The 18,531-nt window shown below is 69.4% G+C and carries 15 protein-coding genes; 12 read left to right on the forward strand and 3 right to left on the reverse strand.

Annotation, left to right across the window (positions count from 1 at the left end; translation table 11 throughout):
• Positions 1-37: 37 nt before the first annotated feature.
• Genes fdh through nrfD form a run of 3 tightly spaced genes read left to right on the forward strand, consistent with a single transcriptional unit; the run spans position 38 to position 5,241 of the window.
• Positions 38-3,310 carry a formate dehydrogenase gene (gene fdh / locus VZL07_RS35005; protein ID WP_426752281.1) on the forward strand — a complete coding sequence of 1,091 codons (3,273 nt, stop codon included), beginning with the start codon at positions 38-40 and terminating at the stop codon, positions 3,308-3,310.
• A 3-nt stretch (positions 3,311-3,313) separates the two neighbouring features.
• Entirely contained in the window at positions 3,314-4,111 is a 798-nt protein-coding gene (locus tag VZL07_RS35010; RefSeq protein WP_426752282.1) for a 4Fe-4S dicluster domain-containing protein, read from the forward strand.
• The gene (nrfD, locus tag VZL07_RS35015) at positions 4,108-5,241 is read left to right on the forward strand and encodes an NrfD/PsrC family molybdoenzyme membrane anchor subunit (protein ID WP_426752283.1); all 1,134 of its coding nucleotides are present in this window, start codon (positions 4,108-4,110) and stop codon (positions 5,239-5,241) included. The genes VZL07_RS35010 and nrfD overlap by 4 nt, the downstream gene beginning before the upstream one ends.
• Before the next feature lie 176 nt (positions 5,242-5,417).
• On the opposite strand, the gene VZL07_RS35020 is transcribed toward nrfD, so the two are convergent.
• Positions 5,418-6,455 carry a zinc-binding dehydrogenase gene (locus VZL07_RS35020; protein ID WP_426752284.1) on the reverse strand — a complete coding sequence of 346 codons (1,038 nt, stop codon included), beginning with the start codon at positions 6,453-6,455 and terminating at the stop codon, positions 5,418-5,420.
• 455 nt (positions 6,456-6,910) lie between these two features.
• Between VZL07_RS35020 and VZL07_RS35025 the strand changes: the two genes are divergently transcribed.
• Both VZL07_RS35025 and VZL07_RS35030 read left to right on the forward strand, forming a co-directional pair.
• Positions 6,911-8,566, forward strand: a complete 1,656-nt coding sequence (locus VZL07_RS35025; protein WP_426752285.1) for an ATP-binding protein — start codon at positions 6,911-6,913, stop codon at positions 8,564-8,566.
• A 66-nt stretch (positions 8,567-8,632) separates the two neighbouring features.
• Positions 8,633-9,451, forward strand: coding sequence for an acyl-CoA desaturase (locus VZL07_RS35030; protein ID WP_426752286.1), 819 nt, complete (start codon positions 8,633-8,635; stop codon positions 9,449-9,451).
• On the opposite strand, the gene VZL07_RS35035 is transcribed toward VZL07_RS35030, so the two are convergent.
• Complete coding sequence (locus VZL07_RS35035) at positions 9,405-11,195, reverse strand: thiamine pyrophosphate-requiring protein (protein WP_426757438.1); 1,791 nt, start codon at positions 11,193-11,195, stop codon at positions 9,405-9,407. The genes VZL07_RS35030 and VZL07_RS35035 overlap by 47 nt on opposite strands.
• A 226-nt stretch (positions 11,196-11,421) precedes the next feature.
• Here VZL07_RS35035 and mbhE point away from each other — a divergent pair, with 226 nt between their 5' ends.
• The 7 genes from mbhE to mnhG are packed head-to-tail and all read left to right on the forward strand — an operon-like array spanning position 11,422 to position 17,151.
• Positions 11,422-13,731 (forward strand): hydrogen gas-evolving membrane-bound hydrogenase subunit E, encoded by a 2,310-nt coding sequence (gene mbhE / locus VZL07_RS35040; RefSeq protein WP_426752287.1) that lies wholly within the window; start codon positions 11,422-11,424, stop codon positions 13,729-13,731.
• Positions 13,728-14,171: an MnhB domain-containing protein gene (locus tag VZL07_RS35045; protein ID WP_426752288.1), complete on the forward strand. Its 444-nt coding sequence runs from the start codon at positions 13,728-13,730 to the stop codon at positions 14,169-14,171. Before mbhE ends, VZL07_RS35045 begins: the two co-directional genes overlap by 4 nt.
• 2 nt (positions 14,172-14,173) lie before the next feature.
• A complete protein-coding gene (locus VZL07_RS35050; protein WP_426752289.1) occupies positions 14,174-14,533 on the forward strand; it encodes an NADH-quinone oxidoreductase subunit K in 360 nt (119 codons plus the stop codon).
• Positions 14,530-16,035 carry a proton-conducting transporter membrane subunit gene (locus tag VZL07_RS35055; protein ID WP_426752290.1) on the forward strand — a complete coding sequence of 502 codons (1,506 nt, stop codon included), beginning with the start codon at positions 14,530-14,532 and terminating at the stop codon, positions 16,033-16,035. The genes VZL07_RS35050 and VZL07_RS35055 overlap by 4 nt, the downstream gene beginning before the upstream one ends.
• Positions 16,032-16,505 carry a Na+/H+ antiporter subunit E gene (locus VZL07_RS35060; protein WP_426752291.1) on the forward strand — a complete coding sequence of 158 codons (474 nt, stop codon included), beginning with the start codon at positions 16,032-16,034 and terminating at the stop codon, positions 16,503-16,505. Before VZL07_RS35055 ends, VZL07_RS35060 begins: the two co-directional genes overlap by 4 nt.
• Positions 16,502-16,783 carry a monovalent cation/H+ antiporter complex subunit F gene (locus VZL07_RS35065; RefSeq protein ID WP_426752292.1) on the forward strand — a complete coding sequence of 94 codons (282 nt, stop codon included), beginning with the start codon at positions 16,502-16,504 and terminating at the stop codon, positions 16,781-16,783. The genes VZL07_RS35060 and VZL07_RS35065 overlap by 4 nt, the downstream gene beginning before the upstream one ends.
• Positions 16,780-17,151 (forward strand): monovalent cation/H(+) antiporter subunit G, encoded by a 372-nt coding sequence (gene mnhG, locus VZL07_RS35070; protein WP_426752293.1) that lies wholly within the window; start codon positions 16,780-16,782, stop codon positions 17,149-17,151. The genes VZL07_RS35065 and mnhG overlap by 4 nt, the downstream gene beginning before the upstream one ends.
• A 59-nt stretch (positions 17,152-17,210) precedes the next feature.
• Here mnhG and VZL07_RS35075 read toward each other — a convergent pair whose 3' ends face one another.
• Positions 17,211-18,491 (reverse strand): dicarboxylate/amino acid:cation symporter, encoded by a 1,281-nt coding sequence (locus tag VZL07_RS35075; protein WP_426752294.1) that lies wholly within the window; start codon positions 18,489-18,491, stop codon positions 17,211-17,213.
• Positions 18,492-18,531 lie beyond the last annotated feature (40 nt).

An 18,531-nucleotide genomic window follows, 5' to 3' on the forward strand; every position in this document is an offset into this window, starting at 1 on the left:
TTCCGCCTGGGATGGTTCATCCCGCGGGAGGTGCGTGATGGGACTCTTCGACCTGCTCGCCCGCTGGCCCCTGCTCCGGCAGGTGAAGACCGGCGACACGACCGCGCTGGGCGAGACGGCGATGTCGGACCGCAGTCGCGCCTTGGAGCCTCGCACCGCCCGCGCGGACCGCGTCGTGAAGTCCATCTGTCCCTACTGTGCCGTGGGCTGCGGCCAGGACGTGTACGTGAAGGACGGCCGCATCCTGGACATCGAAGGCGACGCGGACTCCCCCATCTCCCGGGGACGGCTGTGCCCCAAGGGCTCCGCCACCTTCCAGCTGGTCACCGGAACCCACCGGGTGAAGGACGTGCTCTACCGCCGGCCCGGCGGCACGGAGTGGGAGCGAATCCCCCTGGAGCAGGCCATGGACATGGTGGCCGACCGCGTGAAGCGAACCCGCGACGCGACGTGGGAGCCCACCGACGTCCACGGCCACGAGGTCCGGCGCACGCTGGGCATCGCGCACCTGGGCGGCGCCACGCTGGACAACGAAGAGAACTACCTCATCAAGAAGCTCTTCACCGCGCTGGGCATCGTCCAGGTCGAGAACCAGGCTCGAATATGACACTCCTCCACGGTGCCCGGTCTGGGCATCACGCTCGGGCGTGGCGGTGCCACGACCTTCCAGCAGGACCTGGCGAACGCTGACTGCATCGTCATCCAAGGGTCCAACATGGCCGAGTGCCATCCCGTGGGCTTCCAGTGGGTCATGGAAGCGAAGGAACGGGGTGCCACCCTCATCCATGTGGACCCGCGCTTCACGCGCACCAGCGCGATGGCGGACATCCACGTGCCGCTTCGCGCCGGCTCGGACATCGCGTTCCTCGGGGGCCTCATCCGCTACGTGCTGGAGAACGAGCGCTACTTCCGCGAGTACGTCGTCCACTACACCAACGCCGCCAATATCCTTCGCGAGGACTACCAGGACACGGAGGACCTGGACGGCCTCTTCAGCGGCTACCAGCGGGAGCTGAACAAGTACGACCCGGCCACCTGGCAGTACGAAGGCGTCAAGGGTGCCATCCCCGCGGCGGGCCAGAAGCACGTCTACGCCGAGCCCGGCGCGGGCGCGCGCGGTGAGACGGGTGAACTGCCCGGAACCGAGCCGCCGAAGGACCTCACGCTCCAGCATCCCCGCTGTGTCTTCCAGGTCCTGCGGCGGCACTTCCAGCGCTACACGCCCGCCATCGTCGCCAAGGTGTGCGGCGTGCCGGAGGCGCAGTTCCTGAAGGTGGCGGAGACCCTCTGCGCCAACTCGGGCCGGGAGCGGACCAGCGCCTTCTGCTACGCGGTGGGCTGGACGCAGCACTCCGTGGGCGTGCAGTACATCCGCACGGCGACCATCCTCCAGCTCCTGCTGGGCAATATCGGGCGGCCCGGTGGCGGCATCCTGGCGCTGCGGGGGCATGCGTCCATCCAGGGCTCCACGGACATCCCCACCCTGTACAACCTGCTGCCCGGCTACGTCCCCATGCCGTACTGCGAGCACTCGGGCGTGCTCGACGAGTACATCGCGGACCACCAATCCGACACCGGCTGGTGGCACCACTTCCCGAAGTACATCGTCTCGCTGCTCAAGGCGTGGTTCGGCGACGCGGCCACGGCGGACAATCACTACCTCTTCCGCTACCTGCCCCGGCTCACGGGCGACCATTCCCACATGCAGACCGTGGTGGACATGGCGGATGGCCGGCTGAAGGGCTACTTCGTCATGGGTGAGAACCCCACGGTGGGTTCCATGAATGGCGCGCTCCAACGCAAGGGCCTGCGTCAGCTCGACTGGCTGGTGGTCCGCGACCTCACGCTCATCGAGACCGCCGAGTTCTGGCGCACCGCCCCGGAAGTCCAGCGGGGCGACGTGAAGACGGAGGACATCCGCACGGAGGTCTTCTTCTTCCCCGCCGCCGCGCACACGGAGAAGGACGGCTCGTTCACCAATACGCAGCGGCTGCTCCAGTGGCACCACAAGGCCGTGGAGCCACCGGGGGATGCCCGCAGCGAGCTCCACTTCGTGTTCCACCTGGGCCGCCGGCTGAAGGCGCTCTACGCTGGCTCGCGAGAGGAGAAGGACGCGCCCATCCAGGCGCTGACGTGGGACTACCCCACCTCCGGCCACGACGAGGAACCCAGCGCCGAGGCCGTGCTTCGGGAGATCAGCGGCTACCGCCTGGCGGACGGCACGCCGGTGAGTGGCTTCACCGAGCTGCGGGACGACGGCACCACCGCGTGTGGCTGCTGGATCTACTCGGGCAGCTATGCCGAAGGCGTCAACCAGACCGCGCGGCGGAAGCCGGGCCGGGAGCAGACGTGGGTCGCCCCGGATTGGGGCTGGGCCTGGCCAGCCAACCGCCGCATCCTCTACAACCGCGCCTCGGCGGACCCGCAGGGCCGCCCGTGGAGCGAGCGCAAGCGGTACGTGTGGTGGGACGCGGCGCAGTCGCGGTGGACGGGCGAGGACGTGCCGGACTTCGTCGTGGACCGGCCACCGGACTACCGGCCCGCACCGAACTCGCAGGGCATGGCCGCGCATTCAGGCACCGACCCGTTCCTGATGTTGGCGGACGGCCGGGCGTGGCTCTTCGCGCCCAGCGGCATGCTGGATGGCCCCCTGCCCACGCATTACGAGCCCATGGAGTCCCCCGTCCAGAACGCGCTCTACGGGCAGCAGTGCAACCCGGCGCGGCTGGAGTGGCCGCGACGCGACAACCCGTACCACCGCGCGTGGGCGGACCCGCGCTACCCCTTCGCCCTCACCACCTATCGCCTCACGGAGCACCACACCGCGGGAGGCATGAGCCGCTGGCTGTCGTGGCTGAGTGAGCTCCAGCCCGAACAATTCTGCGAGGTCTCCCCCGAGCTGGCTCGCGAGCGGGGCCTGACGAACGGCGGCTGGGCCACGCTGCGCACGGCGCGCGGAGACCTGGAGTGCCGCGTGCTCGTCACCCCACGTGTGCCGCCACTGAAGCTCAATGGGACGTGGGTCCATCAAGTGGGCATCCCCTATCACTGGGGCGTGACGGGCCGGATCCGGGCGGATGGTGCCAACGAGCTCATCGCCATGGTCGCGGACCCCAACGTGCAGATCCAGGAGTCCAAGGCGCTCACCTGCGACATCGTGGCGGGGCGCCAGGCCACCCGCGCCCGCGCCGCCACGGGGGCCACCCAGCCCGCGCTCCCGCCGGGAGAGCCCCGCCTGCGCCGCGACAGTCCGCTCCTGGGAGACGTCTCCCACGCCACGCTCCAGGAGCCGGAGACGGAGGAGTCATAAGCCATGGGACAGAAAGGCTTCTTCACCGACACCACGGTCTGCATCGGATGCAAGGCCTGTGAGGTCGCGTGCAAGCAATGGAACCAGCTCCCGGACGACGGCTTCCACTTCACGGGCATGTCCTACGACAACACGGGCGCGCTGGGCGCGTCCACGTGGCGGCACGTGGCCTTCGTGGAGCGGCCGGTGCCGATTCCCGGCGTGTCCACGGCCATCGCGGACTTCTCGTGGCTGATGCTCTCGGACGTGTGCAAGCACTGCCAGCGCGCGGGGTGCCTGGAGGCCTGTCCCACGGGCGCCATCATCCGCACCGAGTTCGACACCGTCTACGTGCAGCCCGACGTGTGCAACGGCTGCGGCTACTGCGTGTCGGCCTGCCCCTTCGGCGTCGTCGCCCGCCGCGAGGATGACGGCCGGGCCTGGAAGTGCACGCTCTGCTACGACCGGCTCGGAGAGGGCATGACGCCTGCGTGCGCCAAGGCCTGCCCCACCGAGTCCATTGTCTTTGGCGACCTGGACGAACTGCACGCCCGCGCCGAAGCCCGCGTCCAGACGCTGCACGGGCGCGGACTGAAGGATGCGTACCTGTACGGCAAGGACGCGGCGAACCAGCCCGGCACCGGCGGGCTCAACGCCTTCTTCCTGCTGGTGGACCGGCCCGAGGTCTACAACCTGCCACCCGACCCCGTGGTCCCCACGATGAAAGCCCGTGAGTCGTGGACGGCCGTGGCCGTGGGAGCCCTGGGCATGGCGGTGGCGGCGCTGGGCGCGGTGTGGCTCGGCAAGGAGACACGCCGATGAGCCAGCCGATGGACACGCACCAGGAGACGCTGCTGGACCAGCTCCAGCGCAGGCGCGACGGCCGCGACGTGGACCCGGTGTTGGGGGTGCTCACCGGCGAGGGCGCTCAGCAACGGGTGAAAGCGCTGGAGCCCGTTCCGGGCATCCACCCTTCCCCCACCGTGCCCGAGCCACCGAGCTACTACGGGCTGCCGGTCCTCAAGGAGCCTGTGTGGATCGCCGCCGTCCCCACGTATCTCTACGTGGGCGGCGTGGCGGGAGCGACGAGCGTGCTGGGCCTGGCGGTGGAGCTGACGGGAGGACGCCACCTGCAACGCCTCGCGCGGCGCTGCGTGTGGGTGGGCACGGTGGGCGACATGGTGAGCGCGGCGCTGCTCATCTACGACCTGGGCCGGCCCGAGCGCTTCCTCAACATGCTGCGCGTCTTCCGCCCGACCTCGCCAATGAGCATTGGCTCGTGGGTGCTGGCGGGCTCCGGGGGGCTCAACACGCTGGCCCTGGTGCTGGGCCACCGTCGAGGTGTTCCGGGCGCGGTGGGCCGGGTGGCTGGCGCCGGGGCCGCGCTGCTGGGCATGCCGCTGTCGGGCTACACGGCGGTGCTGCTCACCAACACCGCCGTGCCGCTGTGGCAGTCCATGCACCGCACCCTGCCGCTGTTCTTCATGGCGTCGGCGACGGCGGCCGCGGGCAGCCTGCTCTCCCTGTTGCCCCATACCCATCGCGAGGCCCCCGTGCTGCGGGCCTATCGCCTCGCGGGCAAGGTGGCGGAGCTGGCCATGGGACTCGCCGTGGAGCGCGACGCGGCGCGCGTTCCCGAGGTCGCCCGGCCGCTGCGCGAAGGATTTCCGGGTGCCTTGTGGAAGGCCTCCAAGGTGTGCGCCGTCGCGGGGCTGGTCCTGGACCTGCTGCCCCGGCGCACGCGCGGAAAGGCCGTGGTGGCGAACGCGCTGACGACGGCGAGCGCGGTGGCGGCCCGTTTCGCCGTCTTCCATGGCGGCCGGGTTTCTTCGCGCAACCCGCAGGCGACGTTCCAGGGGCAGCGCCACGGCCTGGGCGCCGCGGAGGTCCTGAACCATAAGGTGGCCTCCGATGGCCGCCCCTTACGCTTTCCCCTCCCGGTGGTTCACTGAACCCGAACAGCGCCGCGGCCCCCACGACAGGAGCCCTCATGTCACGGGGCTTCGTCGGGGAGCGAGAACGTGAACAGCTTGGTATCGACCGTCTCGGGGTCCGGGCCACCGAACACACCGAAGCGAGGAGCCACGCGAGCGTGGCCTGCACCTCGCCGTCAGGCCCATTCGAGGGTCTAGGGGCGGACGAGCACCTTGAGGGCTTCGCGCTGGTCCATCGCGCGGTAGCCCGAGGGCACCTCGTCGAGCCCCACCGTCCGGTCGAAGACCTTGCCGGGCCTGACCTTTCCCTCCAGCACGTCGGGCAGCAGCCGCTCGATGTATGCACGAGCCGGTGCTGGACCGCCGGTCAGCGTGATGTTGTGCCGGAACAGGCTGCCGAAGCCGATGGGAGCCTCCTCGTACTGCGGCACGCCGACCCGGCTGATGACGCCCCCCGGACGGACGATGCCCACCGCCGTGTCGTAGGCGTCCCGGTAGCCGACCGCTTCGATGACCACGTGGGTGCCATCACCGTCGGTCAGGTCCCGCACGCGAGCGATTCCCTCCTGCCCTCGCTCGGCGACCACGTCGGTCGCCCCGAACTCACGACCGAGGTCCGTGCGGACCTTGTGCCGGCCCATCAGGATGACGCGCTCCGCTCCGAGCTGCCTGGCCGACAGCACCGCGAACAGTCCCACCGCGCCGTCGCCCACCACGGTGACGGTCGTCCGCGGGCTCACGTTCGCCTTGTACGCGGCGTGGTACCCGGTGCCGTAGACGTCCGACAGCGTCAGGAGCGCCGGCAACAGCTCCGAGTCCTCACCGACGGCGACCTTGACGAGCGTGCCCTGCGCCTGCGGCACGCGCACCGCCTCGGCCTGGGCACCGCCAACGCCGCCCGCGGCGAAGAAGCCGCCGTTGCGACACGACGTATGCAGCCCCTCTCGGCAGAACTCGCAGGCATTGTCCGAATAAGCGAATGGCGCGATGACGACATCGCCCTTGCGGAGCCCGGATACCGCGGCGCCGACCTCCTCGACCACGCCGACGAACTCGTGGCCCATGGGGGTGCCTTCCTGGGAGGCCGCCATATGGTGGTAGGGGTGGAGGTCACTGCCGCAGATACATGCCCGCAGCACCCGCACGACCGCGTCGGTGGGAAGCTGGAGTCGGGCGTCCGGCACGTTCTCCACGCGCACGTCACCGGCGCCGTACATCACTGTCGCTCGCATTCGTCGGTTCCTCGGTCGGAATGGATGTCGGAGGACCGGCCGAAAACGTGAACGTCTCCCTGCCGGCTGAACGCGCCACCGCACGGCCAGGGAGCGCAGCAGCCCCGGGCCGTACGCTGAAGCATCTCGACGAGAGATACGCTCCGGCTCCACACGGGACTAGCCGCCCGGGAGTCAAAAGGTCATGAAGCCATTCTGAACAACGCCGCGCGGCCCCCCCGGGGCAACAGCTCACTCGCCTCGGGCCAGCGCCTGGGCGTAGAGAAGGCACAGCAAAGCAGACATCCTCACGAGTGCCCGTCAGGCAGTCGCGAGCCCGCTCGGCCGCACGTGTTCCTTCCAGGGCCACGCCCAGTGCGGGCACCCGCAGGCTGCCGCTGTCATATTGACCTGTTGAGCGGCTTCCCACGAAGGACGCGACAGGTGATGTCCATCTTCGAGGATCAGGTATCGCGATGACGAGCGTTGCTGGGGCCATCCGTCGACATCACGATGAGATCATCCGACAGTGGTTCGAGCAGGCGTCTCGCGCCGCCTCCGCCCGAGGCCTGGACGGGCCCGAGTTCAGGAACATCATGCCTGTCTATCTGGCCTCGCTCGCCGACGAGGATGACGCCCCCGGCGCGCTCGCCAACGACCGACGGGCGCACATCGAGAGCCACGTCGCCGCTCGCCTCCGGCAGGGCTTCAACGTGGCGGAGGTCGTCGAGGAGTTCGCCATCCTGGGACACTGCATCACCAGCACATGGGCGAACGCTTCGCCTGAAGAGCATCCAGCCATTCGTGACGTCGAGCGACTCTTTACCGAGCTGCACGCCGCTGCGACCGTCGTGACAGAGCTCTTTGCCCAGCACTTGATGGAGGATGAACAGACGGAGAAGCGGTACTTGCGGCTCCTCCAGAAGGTGGCCAACGAAGCCCTCGTGGAGGAGACGACGTCCCTGCACGGTCCCTTGAAGGGAGCCCTCGAGTTGATCATCGAGGCCATGGGGGCTCAGAGCGCGGCCGTGCTCCTATATGAAGTCGAGGGGAAAAAGCTCGTGACCGCCGCCGCTGCGGGGATGGCGAGCGAGCATCTGGCGAACTACGCGGCCTCGATAGAGCCCGCGACCTTTCCTGGGATGGTTGCCGCGGGTGGCGAGGAGACCCGCTCGGTCCTGGATGCCGAGACGACGTCTCTCGAGGTGAGCCCTTCACTGCGCCAGAGCGGGCTGCATTCGCTGCTCGGGGCTCGGCTTTCCCCCCACCGCGCGCTGGTGGGCATCCTCTATGTGGGCATTGTCGAGGTACGGGAGTTCACCGCCAGGGAGAAGGCACGGCTCCTCTCACTGGGACAACAGCTCAGCGTCCACCTGGACAACGCCAAGCTGTACGCGAATCTTCGTGAGAAAATCGAGGCGTTGCAGACCGAGCGAGAGCTTCGCGAGCACTTTGTCTCGGTCCTCGCCCATGACCTTCGCGGACCGCTGTCGGCGGCGAGGTCGGGGGCGCAGCTGCTCATGCGGCACCCCGAGCGGCTGGACCAACGACGAGACCTGGCGCTGCGCATCGAACGGAACATCGAACGCACCGACCAGATGGTGCGTGACCTGCTCGACGCGAACCGCATCCGCGCAGGCCAGCGGCTCCCGCTTCGCCTCGACACCTGTGACCTTGGCGGAATTGCCCGGGAGGTGGTCGAAGAGCTCGTTGTGGTCCATGGCGCCCGCTTCGTCCTCCACGCGGAGGAGCGCGTCCGGGGCGTCTGGAGCGCGGAGGAGCTTCATCGCGCGCTCTGGAACCTGGGCAGCAACGCCGTCAAGTACGGCTCCGCCACGGAGCCCATCACCTTCACGGTCACCCGGACCGGCGACACGGCGCGAGTGTCGGTCCACAACCGTGGTCCCGCCATCGCGCCCATGGACCAGGAGCGGATCTTCAAGCCCTTCACGCGAACCCACTCCGCGCAGGAAGGCCCTTCGAAGGGCTGGGGGCTTGGACTGACGCTCGTCTGGGGGTGCGCGCAAGCCCACGGAGGCAGGGCCGCGGTCCAGAGCGACGCCGCGACCGGAACGACCTTCACCCTGGAGTTGCCGATGGATGCCCGCCCCTACCAGCCCCGCGAGCCGTGAGCCGCTCTGCCTCCGGTATCGGGCGTTTGCTGACAGGGAGGTGACACGTCAGGGGGTTGTCCAAGCATGGTCCCCTTCGTCTTCGCCGCTCATTGGACGCTGAGCGTGCTCGTCCAGAGCCTCTTCCAGCACCGCTATGCCGCTCACCGCATGTTCACGATGACGCCGCGCGCCGAACGCGTGCTCCACCTGACCACCGCGCTCGTGCAGGGCTCGAGCTACCTCGACCCACGCGCCTACGCCATCCTGCATCGTGAACACCATGCCTATGCGGACACCGCCCGCGACCCGCACTCCCCCGCGCACCACGAGCACCTGCCGCGCATGATGCTGGCGACGGGGCGTCGCTATGGAGGCCTGCTCACGAGGAACATCCGGCCAGAGGCACGCTTCATCGGTGGCTACCCCGAGTGGACCGCCGTGGACCGCTTCTTCAGCGGCTGGCCCTCGCGCCTGGGGTTTGGCGCGCTCTACACGCTCTTCTACAAGCGCTTCGCCACGCGCTGGTGGCACTGGGCGCTCCTCCCCATGCACTTCGTGATGGGGCCCGTGCATGGCGCCATCGTGAACTGGTGCGGGCACCGGTATGGCTACCGCAACTTCGCGACCCGAGACCAATCGCGCAACACGCTGCCCCTGGACGTGGTGTGCATGGGCGAGCTGTTCCAGAACAATCACCACGCCCGGCCGGCGAGCCCCAACTTCGCGGCGAAGCGCTTCGAGATGGACCCTACCTGGCAGGTGATGCGGCTGCTCGCACGGCTGAAGCTCATCCAGCTGGGCCAGGTGGCCCGTGAGGAGGCAACCCGGACAGCGGAGGGAAGCCGGCGCGTGCCGCTCAAGACTTCCCGCCCCGCGGCAGCAGCGTCTCCACCATCCCCTTGAGGGACTGCTTGAGGACGCCGCCCGCATCCACGTCGCCCTTGGCCAGCGCCTCGGCGTAGTGCTTCGCCTGCTCGAAGGTGATGTGGGGCGGCAGCAGCGGCACGTCCGGATCGACGTAGGCCTCGTAGACGACGGGACGGTCGGAGCTCAGGGCCTCGTCCCAGGCGCGGCCCACCGACTCCGGCCGGTCCACGCGGATGCCTTTGAAGCCCAGGGACTCCGCGTAGGCCGCGTACGGGAAGTCTGGCAGGTCCTGCGACGCGGGCAGCTTGGGGTCACCCGCCAGCACGCGCTGCTCCCACGTCACCATGTTGAGGTCCCGGTTGTTGAGGACCATGACGATGAAGCGCGGGTCCTTCCATTCCTTCCAGTACTTCGCCACGGTGACGAGCTCGGCGTTGCCGTTCATCTGCATGGCGCCGTCACCCACGAGGGCGATGACGGGCCGGTGGGGGAAGGCGAACTTGGCGCCAATAGCGTAGGGCACGCCGCAGCCCATGGTGGCCAGGTTGCCGGAAAGGGACGCCATCATCCCCCGGCGCATCCTCAGGTACTGGGCGTACCAGCTCGTGCCGGAGCCTGAATCCGCCGTGAGGATGACGTCGTCCGGCAGCCGGGGGGACAGCTCGTAGAACACGCGCCGCGGATTGACGGGGTTCGCGCTGTCCAGCGCCAGCGCCTCCGCCGTCTTCTCCCACTGCCGCACGCTCTTCACCACGGTGTCGCGCCAGCTCCGGTCCTTCTTGTGCTCGAGCATGGGAATCAGGGCCTTCAGCGTCTCGTGGCTGTCCCCTACCAGCGCCACCTCCATGGGGTAGCGGATGGCCAGCATCCGGCCGTCGATGTCGATCTGCACGCCTCGGGCCTGCCCCTCCTTCGGAAGGAACTCCGAATACGGGAAGCTGGTGCCCACCATGAGCAGCGTGTCGCACTCCGACATCAGGTCCCAGCTCGCCTTGGTGCCCAGCAGGCCGATGGAGCCGGTGACATAGGGCAGGTCATCCGGCAGCACCGCCTTGCCCAGCAGCGCCTTCGCCACGCCCGCGCCCAGCAGCTCCGCCACGTGCATCACCTCGTCCGCCGCGCACTGCGCCCCGGCGCCCACCAGCATCGCCACCTTCTTCCCGGCGTTGAGGACGTCCGCCGCCCGCCGGAGGTCCCGCTCGCGCGGCAGCACGCGCGGCACGGTGTGGCCCACGCTGGAATGCAGCGTGCCGTGGGCGTGCGGCGGCTTGTGGTAGTCCTCTTCCTGGACGTCGTTGGGGATGATGATGCACGTCACCGTGCGCTCGTAGATGGCCACCCGCAGCGCCCGGTCCACCGCGTGCCGCATCGCGGACGGGCTGGTCACCATGGTGATGTACTCGCTGGCCACGTCCTTGAAGAGCGACATCAGGTCCACCTCCTGCTGGAAGTGGCCGCCCAGCGCGGCCCGCGTCTGCTGGCCGACGATGGCCACCACCGGCTGGTGGTCCAGCTTCGCGTCGTAGAGGCCGTTGAGCAGGTGGATGGCCCCGGGTCCCGAGGTGGCGAGGCACACGCCCGGCTCGCCGGTGAACTTCGCATGCGCGCAGGCCATGAAGGCGGACATCTCCTCGTGGCGCGTCTGCACGAAGCGGAACTCCGTGGTGCGGCCGAGCGCACCGAGCACGCCGTTGATGCCATCACCGGGGTAGCCATAGATGCGGCGGACGCCCCACTGCGAGAGGCGGTGGAGCAGGTAGTCGGAGACGGTGGCGCTCATGACGGGCTCCTCGGGGTTCGGGGACGCCATGAAGCTACGCACCTGGTCGCCAACGCCCGCTGCGGAGCACCCATCCGCCCGTCCAGCGGCCGGGGCGGCGGGCGGGCACTGCTGGACACTTCGTCCCAGGGGGCCCCCTGGGAATGTCCACCACTGGCCCCAAGCGCGCGTGTACCAGCAAGAAGCGTGGAGGCCGCCCCCGGGCAATGGCCAGCTTGCAGCACCCATGGCTCTGAGCCTCGCCTTCTTCGTGCCCTTCATCGCCGCCGCCCTGGCCGTGCTGCTCACGCGGCTGAGCCAGAGAGGGGCCGGCTGGGTGCTGGCCATGTTCCCGGCAGGGCTGGCGGTCTGGTTCGGCGCGCAGGTGCCCGCCATCGTCCGGGGCGAGGTGCGGTCCGTCAGCCTGCGGTGGATGCCGGACCTGGGCATCGACTTCGCGCTGCGGCTGGACGCCCTGGCCCTGTTGATGGCGCTGCTCATCACCGGGCTGGGAACGCTCGTGGTCATCTACGCGGGCCGCTATCTGGTCCACCATGAGGTCCTGGGCCGCTTCTACGGCTGGCTCCTGCTCTTCATGGGCGGGATGCTGGGCATCGTCCTCGCGGACAACACGCTCCTGCTCTTCGTTTGCTGGGAGGTGACGACCTTCGCCTCCTTCATCCTCATCGGCTTCGAGCATAAGGAGGACGCGGCCCGTGAGTCCGCGCAGCGGGCCCTGCTCATCACCGCGCTGGGCGGCCAGTCGCTCCTGGTGGGACTGCTGTTGATGGGGGACGTGGTGGGGTCGCTGTCCATCTCCGGCACGCTCGCCGCCGCGGAGACGGTGCGCGACAGCCCGCGCTACCTGGCCATCCTTCTGCTGGTGCTGGGCGGAGCCTTCACGAAGTCCGCGCAGGTGCCCTTCCACACCTGGCTGCCAGGCGCGATGACCGCACCCACACCGGTGAGCGCGTACCTCCACTCCGCGACGATGGTGAAGGCCGGCGTATTCCTCCTCGCCCGCCTGGCGCCGGTGCTTGGGGGAACGCCCGAGTGGGAAACCATCCTGACGGTGGTGGGGGCGGTGACCATGGTGCTGGGCGCGCTCCTGGCCCTGGGCCACACCGACCTCAAGCTCGTGCTCGCCTATGCGACGGTGAGCGTCCTGGGCGCGCTGGTGATGCTGCTGGGCCAGGGCACCGCGGCCGCCATCCAGGCCATGGTGACCTTCCTCACCGCGCACGCGCTCTACAAGGGCACCCTCTTCCTGGTCGCGGGCTCGGTGGACCACGAGACAGGGACACGCGACCTGACGCACCTGAGCGGCCTGCGCAAGCACCTGCCCCTGACGGCGGCCGCGGCGGCGGCCGCCGCTCTGTCCATGATGGGCATCCCCCCGCTCTTCGGCTTCGTGGGCAAGGAGCTCATCTACGAGGCGTGCCTGAAAGGCCCCGGCGGATGGCCGCTGGCGCTGGCGGCGATGGTGGGCTTCAGCGGCATGGTGGCCGCGGCGCTTCGCGTCGGTGTGCAGCCCTTCGTGGGCCGCACCTTCCACGCGGACAAGCCCGAGGCGGGGATCCATGAAGCCCCCCTGTCCATGTGGCTGGGGCCCGCGTTGCTCGCCGCCACGGGCCTGGCGCTGGGCCTGGTGCCCTGGGCCATCCAACCCCTCCTGGCCACCGCGGCCACGGATATCGGCGGCGGCCTGGCCGCGGGCCTGAAGCTGACGCTGTGGCACGGCGTGACGCCGGCGCTGGGCCTGAGCGCGGCGAGCCTCGCCCTGGGCGGCGGCCTCTTCGCGCTGCGCCGGCCCGTGCTTCACTGCTTGAAGACGCTGAACCTCGGCGATTACGGCCCGGAGCGGCTGTACCAGGCGTCGCTCATCGGCCTGATGAAGCTGTCCTCGTCCATGACGAGGCTGCTGCAGAACGGCTCGCTGCACCAGTACATCGTCGTCACCATGGCCACTTTCGGGGGGGTGGTGGGGCTCGGGGTGGTGCTGCGGCTGTGGGCATGGCCCCGGGAGGTTTCCACGGACATCCTGCCGCACGAGGTGGTGGTGCTCGCGGGCATCCTGGTGTCGGCGGTGCTGGCCGTGGTGTCGAGATCGGCGCTCACGTCCATCCTCGCGCTGGGGGCGCTGGGCCTGGCGGAGGCGCTGCTGTACGTCTTCTTCGCCGCGCCGGACCTGGCGATGACGCAAGTGGTGGTGCAGACGCTCACCGTCATCCTGTTCGCGCTCGTGTTCGCCCGCTTCCCGGTGCAGCCGCACGAGCACCGCTTCCGCTGGTGGACGGCGGCGCTGCCTCTGGCGGTGGGCGCTGTCATCACCTGGACCCTGCTTCACGTGGCGTCGATGCCGTCGCACCGACGGCTGGCGGACTACTACGCAGCGCAGAGCGTTCCCCAGGGCAAGGGGCTGAACATCGTCAACGTCATCCTGGTGGACTTCCGGTCGCTCGACACGCTCGGAGAGACCACGGTGCTGGCGACATCCGGGCTGGGTGTCTATCTCCTGTTCCGCACACGAACGCGGCGAAAGGAGAGGCAGGTATGAGTCCCGTGGTGATGCACACCGTGGCGCGGATGATGACACCGGTTCTGCTCCTCGTGTCCCTGGTGCTGGGCGTGCGGGGCCACGACATCCCCGGTGGCGGCTTCGTCGGGGGCCTGATGGCGGCGACCGCGTTCGCCTTGCAGATGGTGGCCTTCGGTCGGCCGGCCGCGATCAAGCAACTCCGGGTGCACCCCACGCGGCTGGCGGCGGCGGGGCTCCTCGTGGCGCTGGGCAGCGGCGTCCCCGCGATGCTGGAGGGCAACGCGTTCCTGTCGAGCGACTGGGCCGAGTTTCCCCTGCCGTGGTCCGGCAGTCTCAAGGTGGGCACGCCACAGGTCTTCGACGTCGGCGTGTACCTGGCCGTGCTGGGCACGGCGATGTCATTCATCCTGGGCATGGGCCGCGGCGAGGACACCACCGTGCCGGAGGCGAGGACCTAGCCATGGAACTGTTCCTCGCGCTCACCGTGGGCGGCCTCTTCGCGGCGGGGCTCTACTGCCTGATGCTCCACAGCGTCGTGCGGCTGGCGCTGGGCCTGGTGCTGCTGGGCAGCGCCGCCAACCTGCTGCTGTTCACCGTGAACGGGCTACAGCGGGGCTTCGCGCCGCTGGTGCCGGAGGGCCAGGAGGCGCTCTCCGCCCCCTTCGCGGACCCCGTGCCACAGGCCTTCATCCTGACCGCCATCGTCATCAACTTCGGGCTGCTCGCGCTGCTGCTGGTGCTGGTGCACCGGGCCGCGCAGGAGACGGGCACCGACGACACCCGCGTGCTGCGCACCGAGCTGAAGGACTCCCAGCAATGACGCCCGCGGCGCTGCTCTGCCTGCCCATGATCCTGTGCCTGGGCGCCGCGGCGGCGGAGCAACTCACCCCGTCCCGCGCGTGGCCCCGCCGGTGGCTGGCGTTGATGACCATGGTGGCCGTCACCGTCGTGGGCGCCATGCTGCTGGTCACCGTGCGCCGCCAGGGCGTGCAGGCGGTGCAGGTGGGCGGCTGGGCCGCGCCCTTCGGCATCACCCTGGTGGCGGACCTGCTCAGCGCGTTGCTGGTGCTCGTCACCGGGGTGATAGGGCTGACGGTGGTCTCCTACTCCGCGGCCACGCTCCCCGCCTCCCGGGAGGCGGGCGCCTACTACCCGCTGGTGCTGGTGCTCGTGGGCGGCGTGTGCGGCGCGTTCCTCACCGGTGACCTGTTCAACCTCTTCGTGTGGATCGAGGTCATGCTGGGCGCCTCCTTCGTGCTGCTCGCGCTGGAGGCGCGGCAGGAGCAGCTCGAGGCCTCCATCAAGTACATGTCCCTGAGCCTCATGGGCTCCGTGGTGCTGCTGTGCGCGGTGGGCCTGCTGTACGGCGTGGCGGGGACGCTCAACCTGGCGGACCTGTCCGTCATGCTTCCCGGCTCGGGGACGGCGAGGCTCCAGACAGCGGTGTCCATGTTCTTCCTGGTGGCCTTCGCGCTGAAGGCGGGGGCCTTCCCCCTCTTCTTCTGGCTGCCGGCCTCGTACCACACACCTCCGGCGGCGGTGACGACGCTCTTCTCCGCGCTGCTCACCAAGGTGGGGGTCTACGCCCTCGCGCGCGTCTTCACCCTGGTCTTCACCCAGGACCTGGCGCTGACGAGCACGCTCCTCCTGGTCATCGGCGGCCTCACCATGGTGACGGGCGTGCTGGGCGCGGTGGCGCAGTACGACATGCGCCGGCTGCTGTCCTTCCACATCATCAGCCAGATTGGCTACCTCATCGCGGCCCTGGGGCTGTTCACGCGAGGCGCGCTGACGGCGCTCATCGCCTTCCTCATCCACTACATCTTCGCCAAGTCCGCCCTCTTCCTGGTGAGCGGGGCCACGGCGCGCGTCACCCGCACCTATGATCTGCACCAGATGGGGAACCTGTACCGGACGCAGCCCCTGCTGGCGGCGCTGTTCTTCATCCCGGCGCTGTCGCTCGCGGGCGTGCCGCCCTTCTCCGGCTTCTTCGCCAAGCTGGCCATCATCCACGCCGCGCTGTTGGCGGAGAACTGGGCCATCGCGGCCACGGCGGTGGTGGTGGGGCTCCTCACCCTCTTCTCCATGATGAAGATCTGGCGCGAGGCCTTCTGGAAGGCGCCGCCGGAGAACCAGCCCCAGGAGCCCAGCCGGCCGCTGAGCCTGGGCGACGGCGTGCTCGGGCCCTGCATGGCCATGACGACGTTCATGGTCGTCCTGGGCGTGGGCGCCGAGCCCCTGCTGGAGCTGGCGGACGCGGCGGCGGGCCAGCTCCTGGACCCGGCCGAGTACGTGCGGGCGGTGCTGGGAGAACGCCCATGACGGCTTTCCTATGGAACCTGATGCTGGCGCTCCTGTGGGCGGCGATGCTGGGGAACGTCACCGGGGAGAACCTCCTCACGGGCTTCGTGATTGGCTTCCTGGTGCTGGCGCTGGTCGACACGCAGCACATCCCCTCGCGCTACACGACGCAGGCGTGGAACGTGGCGCGGTTGGTCGCGCGCGTCGGCTGGGACGTGCTGGTCGCCAACGCGCGGGTCGCCTACGAGATTGCCACGCCGAAGCTCATCTCGCAGCCCGCCATCTACCGGTACGACATGGAGGCACGGACGGACGCGGAGATCACCCTGCTGACGCTCATCGTCACCTTCGTGCCGGGCACGCTGGCGCTGGAGGTATCCGATGACCGCAAGTGCATCTACGTCCATGTGATGTTCGCCACCACGAGGGAAGCATTCTGCCGGGAGCTCCGCGAGAGCGTGGAGATTCCGCTGTTGAGGGCCTTGCGATGAGCGGCTGGTTGCAGATCATCACCCAGGGAGCGCTCGGCGCGATCTCCCTTGCGATGTTGTTCTCGCTACACCGGCTGGTGCGCGGCCCCTCCTTGACGGATCGGGTCGTGGCCCTGGACCTCTTCTCCCTCCAGACTGCGGCCGTCATCACCGTCTATGCTCTGTGGGTGGGACAGTCCGAGCTGGTGGACGTGGCGCTGGTGCTGGCCGTCATCGGCTCCATGGGCACCATCGTCATTGCGCGTTACCTCTACAGCGCGCCGCGAGGCCAGCGATGAAGGAGGTCCTCACGGCGGTGCTGCTCGTCGGGGGAGCGCTGCTGATGCTCCTGGCGGGGCTGGGCTTGTTCCGGATGCCGGACCTGTTCCTTCGGCTGCAGGCGGCGGCGAAGGCGTCCTCGCTGGGCCTCGGGCTCCTCCTTGGCGCGGCGGCGGTGGGGCTGGGCGACGTCAGCGTGGTGGCCCGGGCGGTGCTGGGCATCGCCTTCGTCTTCGTGATGACGCCGGTGGCAACGCTCCTCATCGCCCAGGCGGCGTTCCGCGCGGGAATCCCGCTCTGGGGTCGCACCCACCACAACGACCTGGAGGGTCACCACGCGGCGGGAGGGCCATACGAACCGCGCCTGGGGCCGGATAACGAGGACTGAGGCGAGCCCTCCGCCTTCGTGACGTCCGCCTGGCACCCACCCGGCGCCAGCGACGAGCCTCAGTCGGCCTTCACCGCGTCCTCGCCCAGCGCGATGTTGGTGGCCGCGCGGTCATAGACGGCGATATCCAGCAGCCCCTCCTCGCGCGCCACCAGCACGGGCACCAGCATCTGCCCCGTGACGTTCGTCAGCGTGCGCATCATGTCGAGGACGCGGTCGATGGCGAGCAGGTAGCCCAGCCCCTCCAGCGGCAGGCCCGCGGAGCTGAGCACCACCGTGGCCATCACCACCGCCGTCCCGGGCACCCCCGCGGTGCCGAAGCTGCCCAGCACCGACGCCAGCAGGATGATGAAGTACTGCGACGCGGACAGCTCCAGGCCGAAGTACTGCGCCACGAAGAGCGATGCGATGGCCGGGTAGATGGCGCCGCAGCCGTCCATCTTGATGCTCGCGCCCAGCGGCACCGCGAAGGCCGCGTAGTCCTTGTTGACGCCCAGGTTGTGGGTGATGGCGCGCAGGGCCACCGGCATGGAGGCGAAGCTGGACGAGCTGACGAAGGCCACCTGCATGCCCGGCGCGGCGCCCCGGAAGAAGCGCAGCGGGTTGAGCCCGTGCGTCAGCAGCAGCCCGCCATAAACGAAGACGATGTGCAGCGCGCACGCCAGGTACAGCGCCAGGACGAGCTTGCCCAGCGGCAGCAGCCGCTCGAAGCCGTAGGTGCCCACCAGGGCGGCGATGAGGCCGAAGGTGCCCAGCGGCGTGAGCTCCAGCACGAAGCGGGTGACCTGAATCATCGCGTCGCTGGCCTCCTTGACCAGCTCGCGAAGCCGCGCCGTCTTGTCCCCGAGCTTCACCAGCGCGAACCCCAGCAGCGCGGCGAAGAAGATGACCTGGAGGATCTTCCCGCCCGCCAGCGCCGCGAAGGGGTTGGTGGGCACCACGTCCAGCAGCACCTGGATGGGGCCGGGCACGTCGCGGGGCTTGTAGGACTCCAGGGCCACCAGCTGCCCCACGCCCTCCCCGGGCCGCAGCAGCGCGGCGACGCCCAGGCCCACGCCCACCGCCAGCGCCGCGGTGATGGCGAACCAGAGGAACGTCTTGCCCCCCAACGCCGCCACGCTCTTCTGGCCATGGAGCGCCGACACCGCGTGGATGACCGCGAAGAACACCAGCGGGGTGGCGATCATCTTGATGAGGTTCACGTAGAGCGTGCCCAGCGGCTGGAACCACGGACCCGCCGGCTCACCCACGAGCCATCCGGCCAACGCGCCGAGCACGAAGGCCCCCAGGACGCGCTGCCAGAAGGGGATGCGGAACCAGGCGGAGACCAGCTTCTTCACGGGGGACCTCTCTGCGTGGGGCGGCGGACGATAACCCCAG

This window comes from Pseudomyxococcus flavus, assembly GCF_050038885.1.
In the GTDB taxonomy this organism is placed as follows: Bacteria; Myxococcota; Myxococcia; order Myxococcales; family Myxococcaceae; genus Myxococcus; species Myxococcus flavus.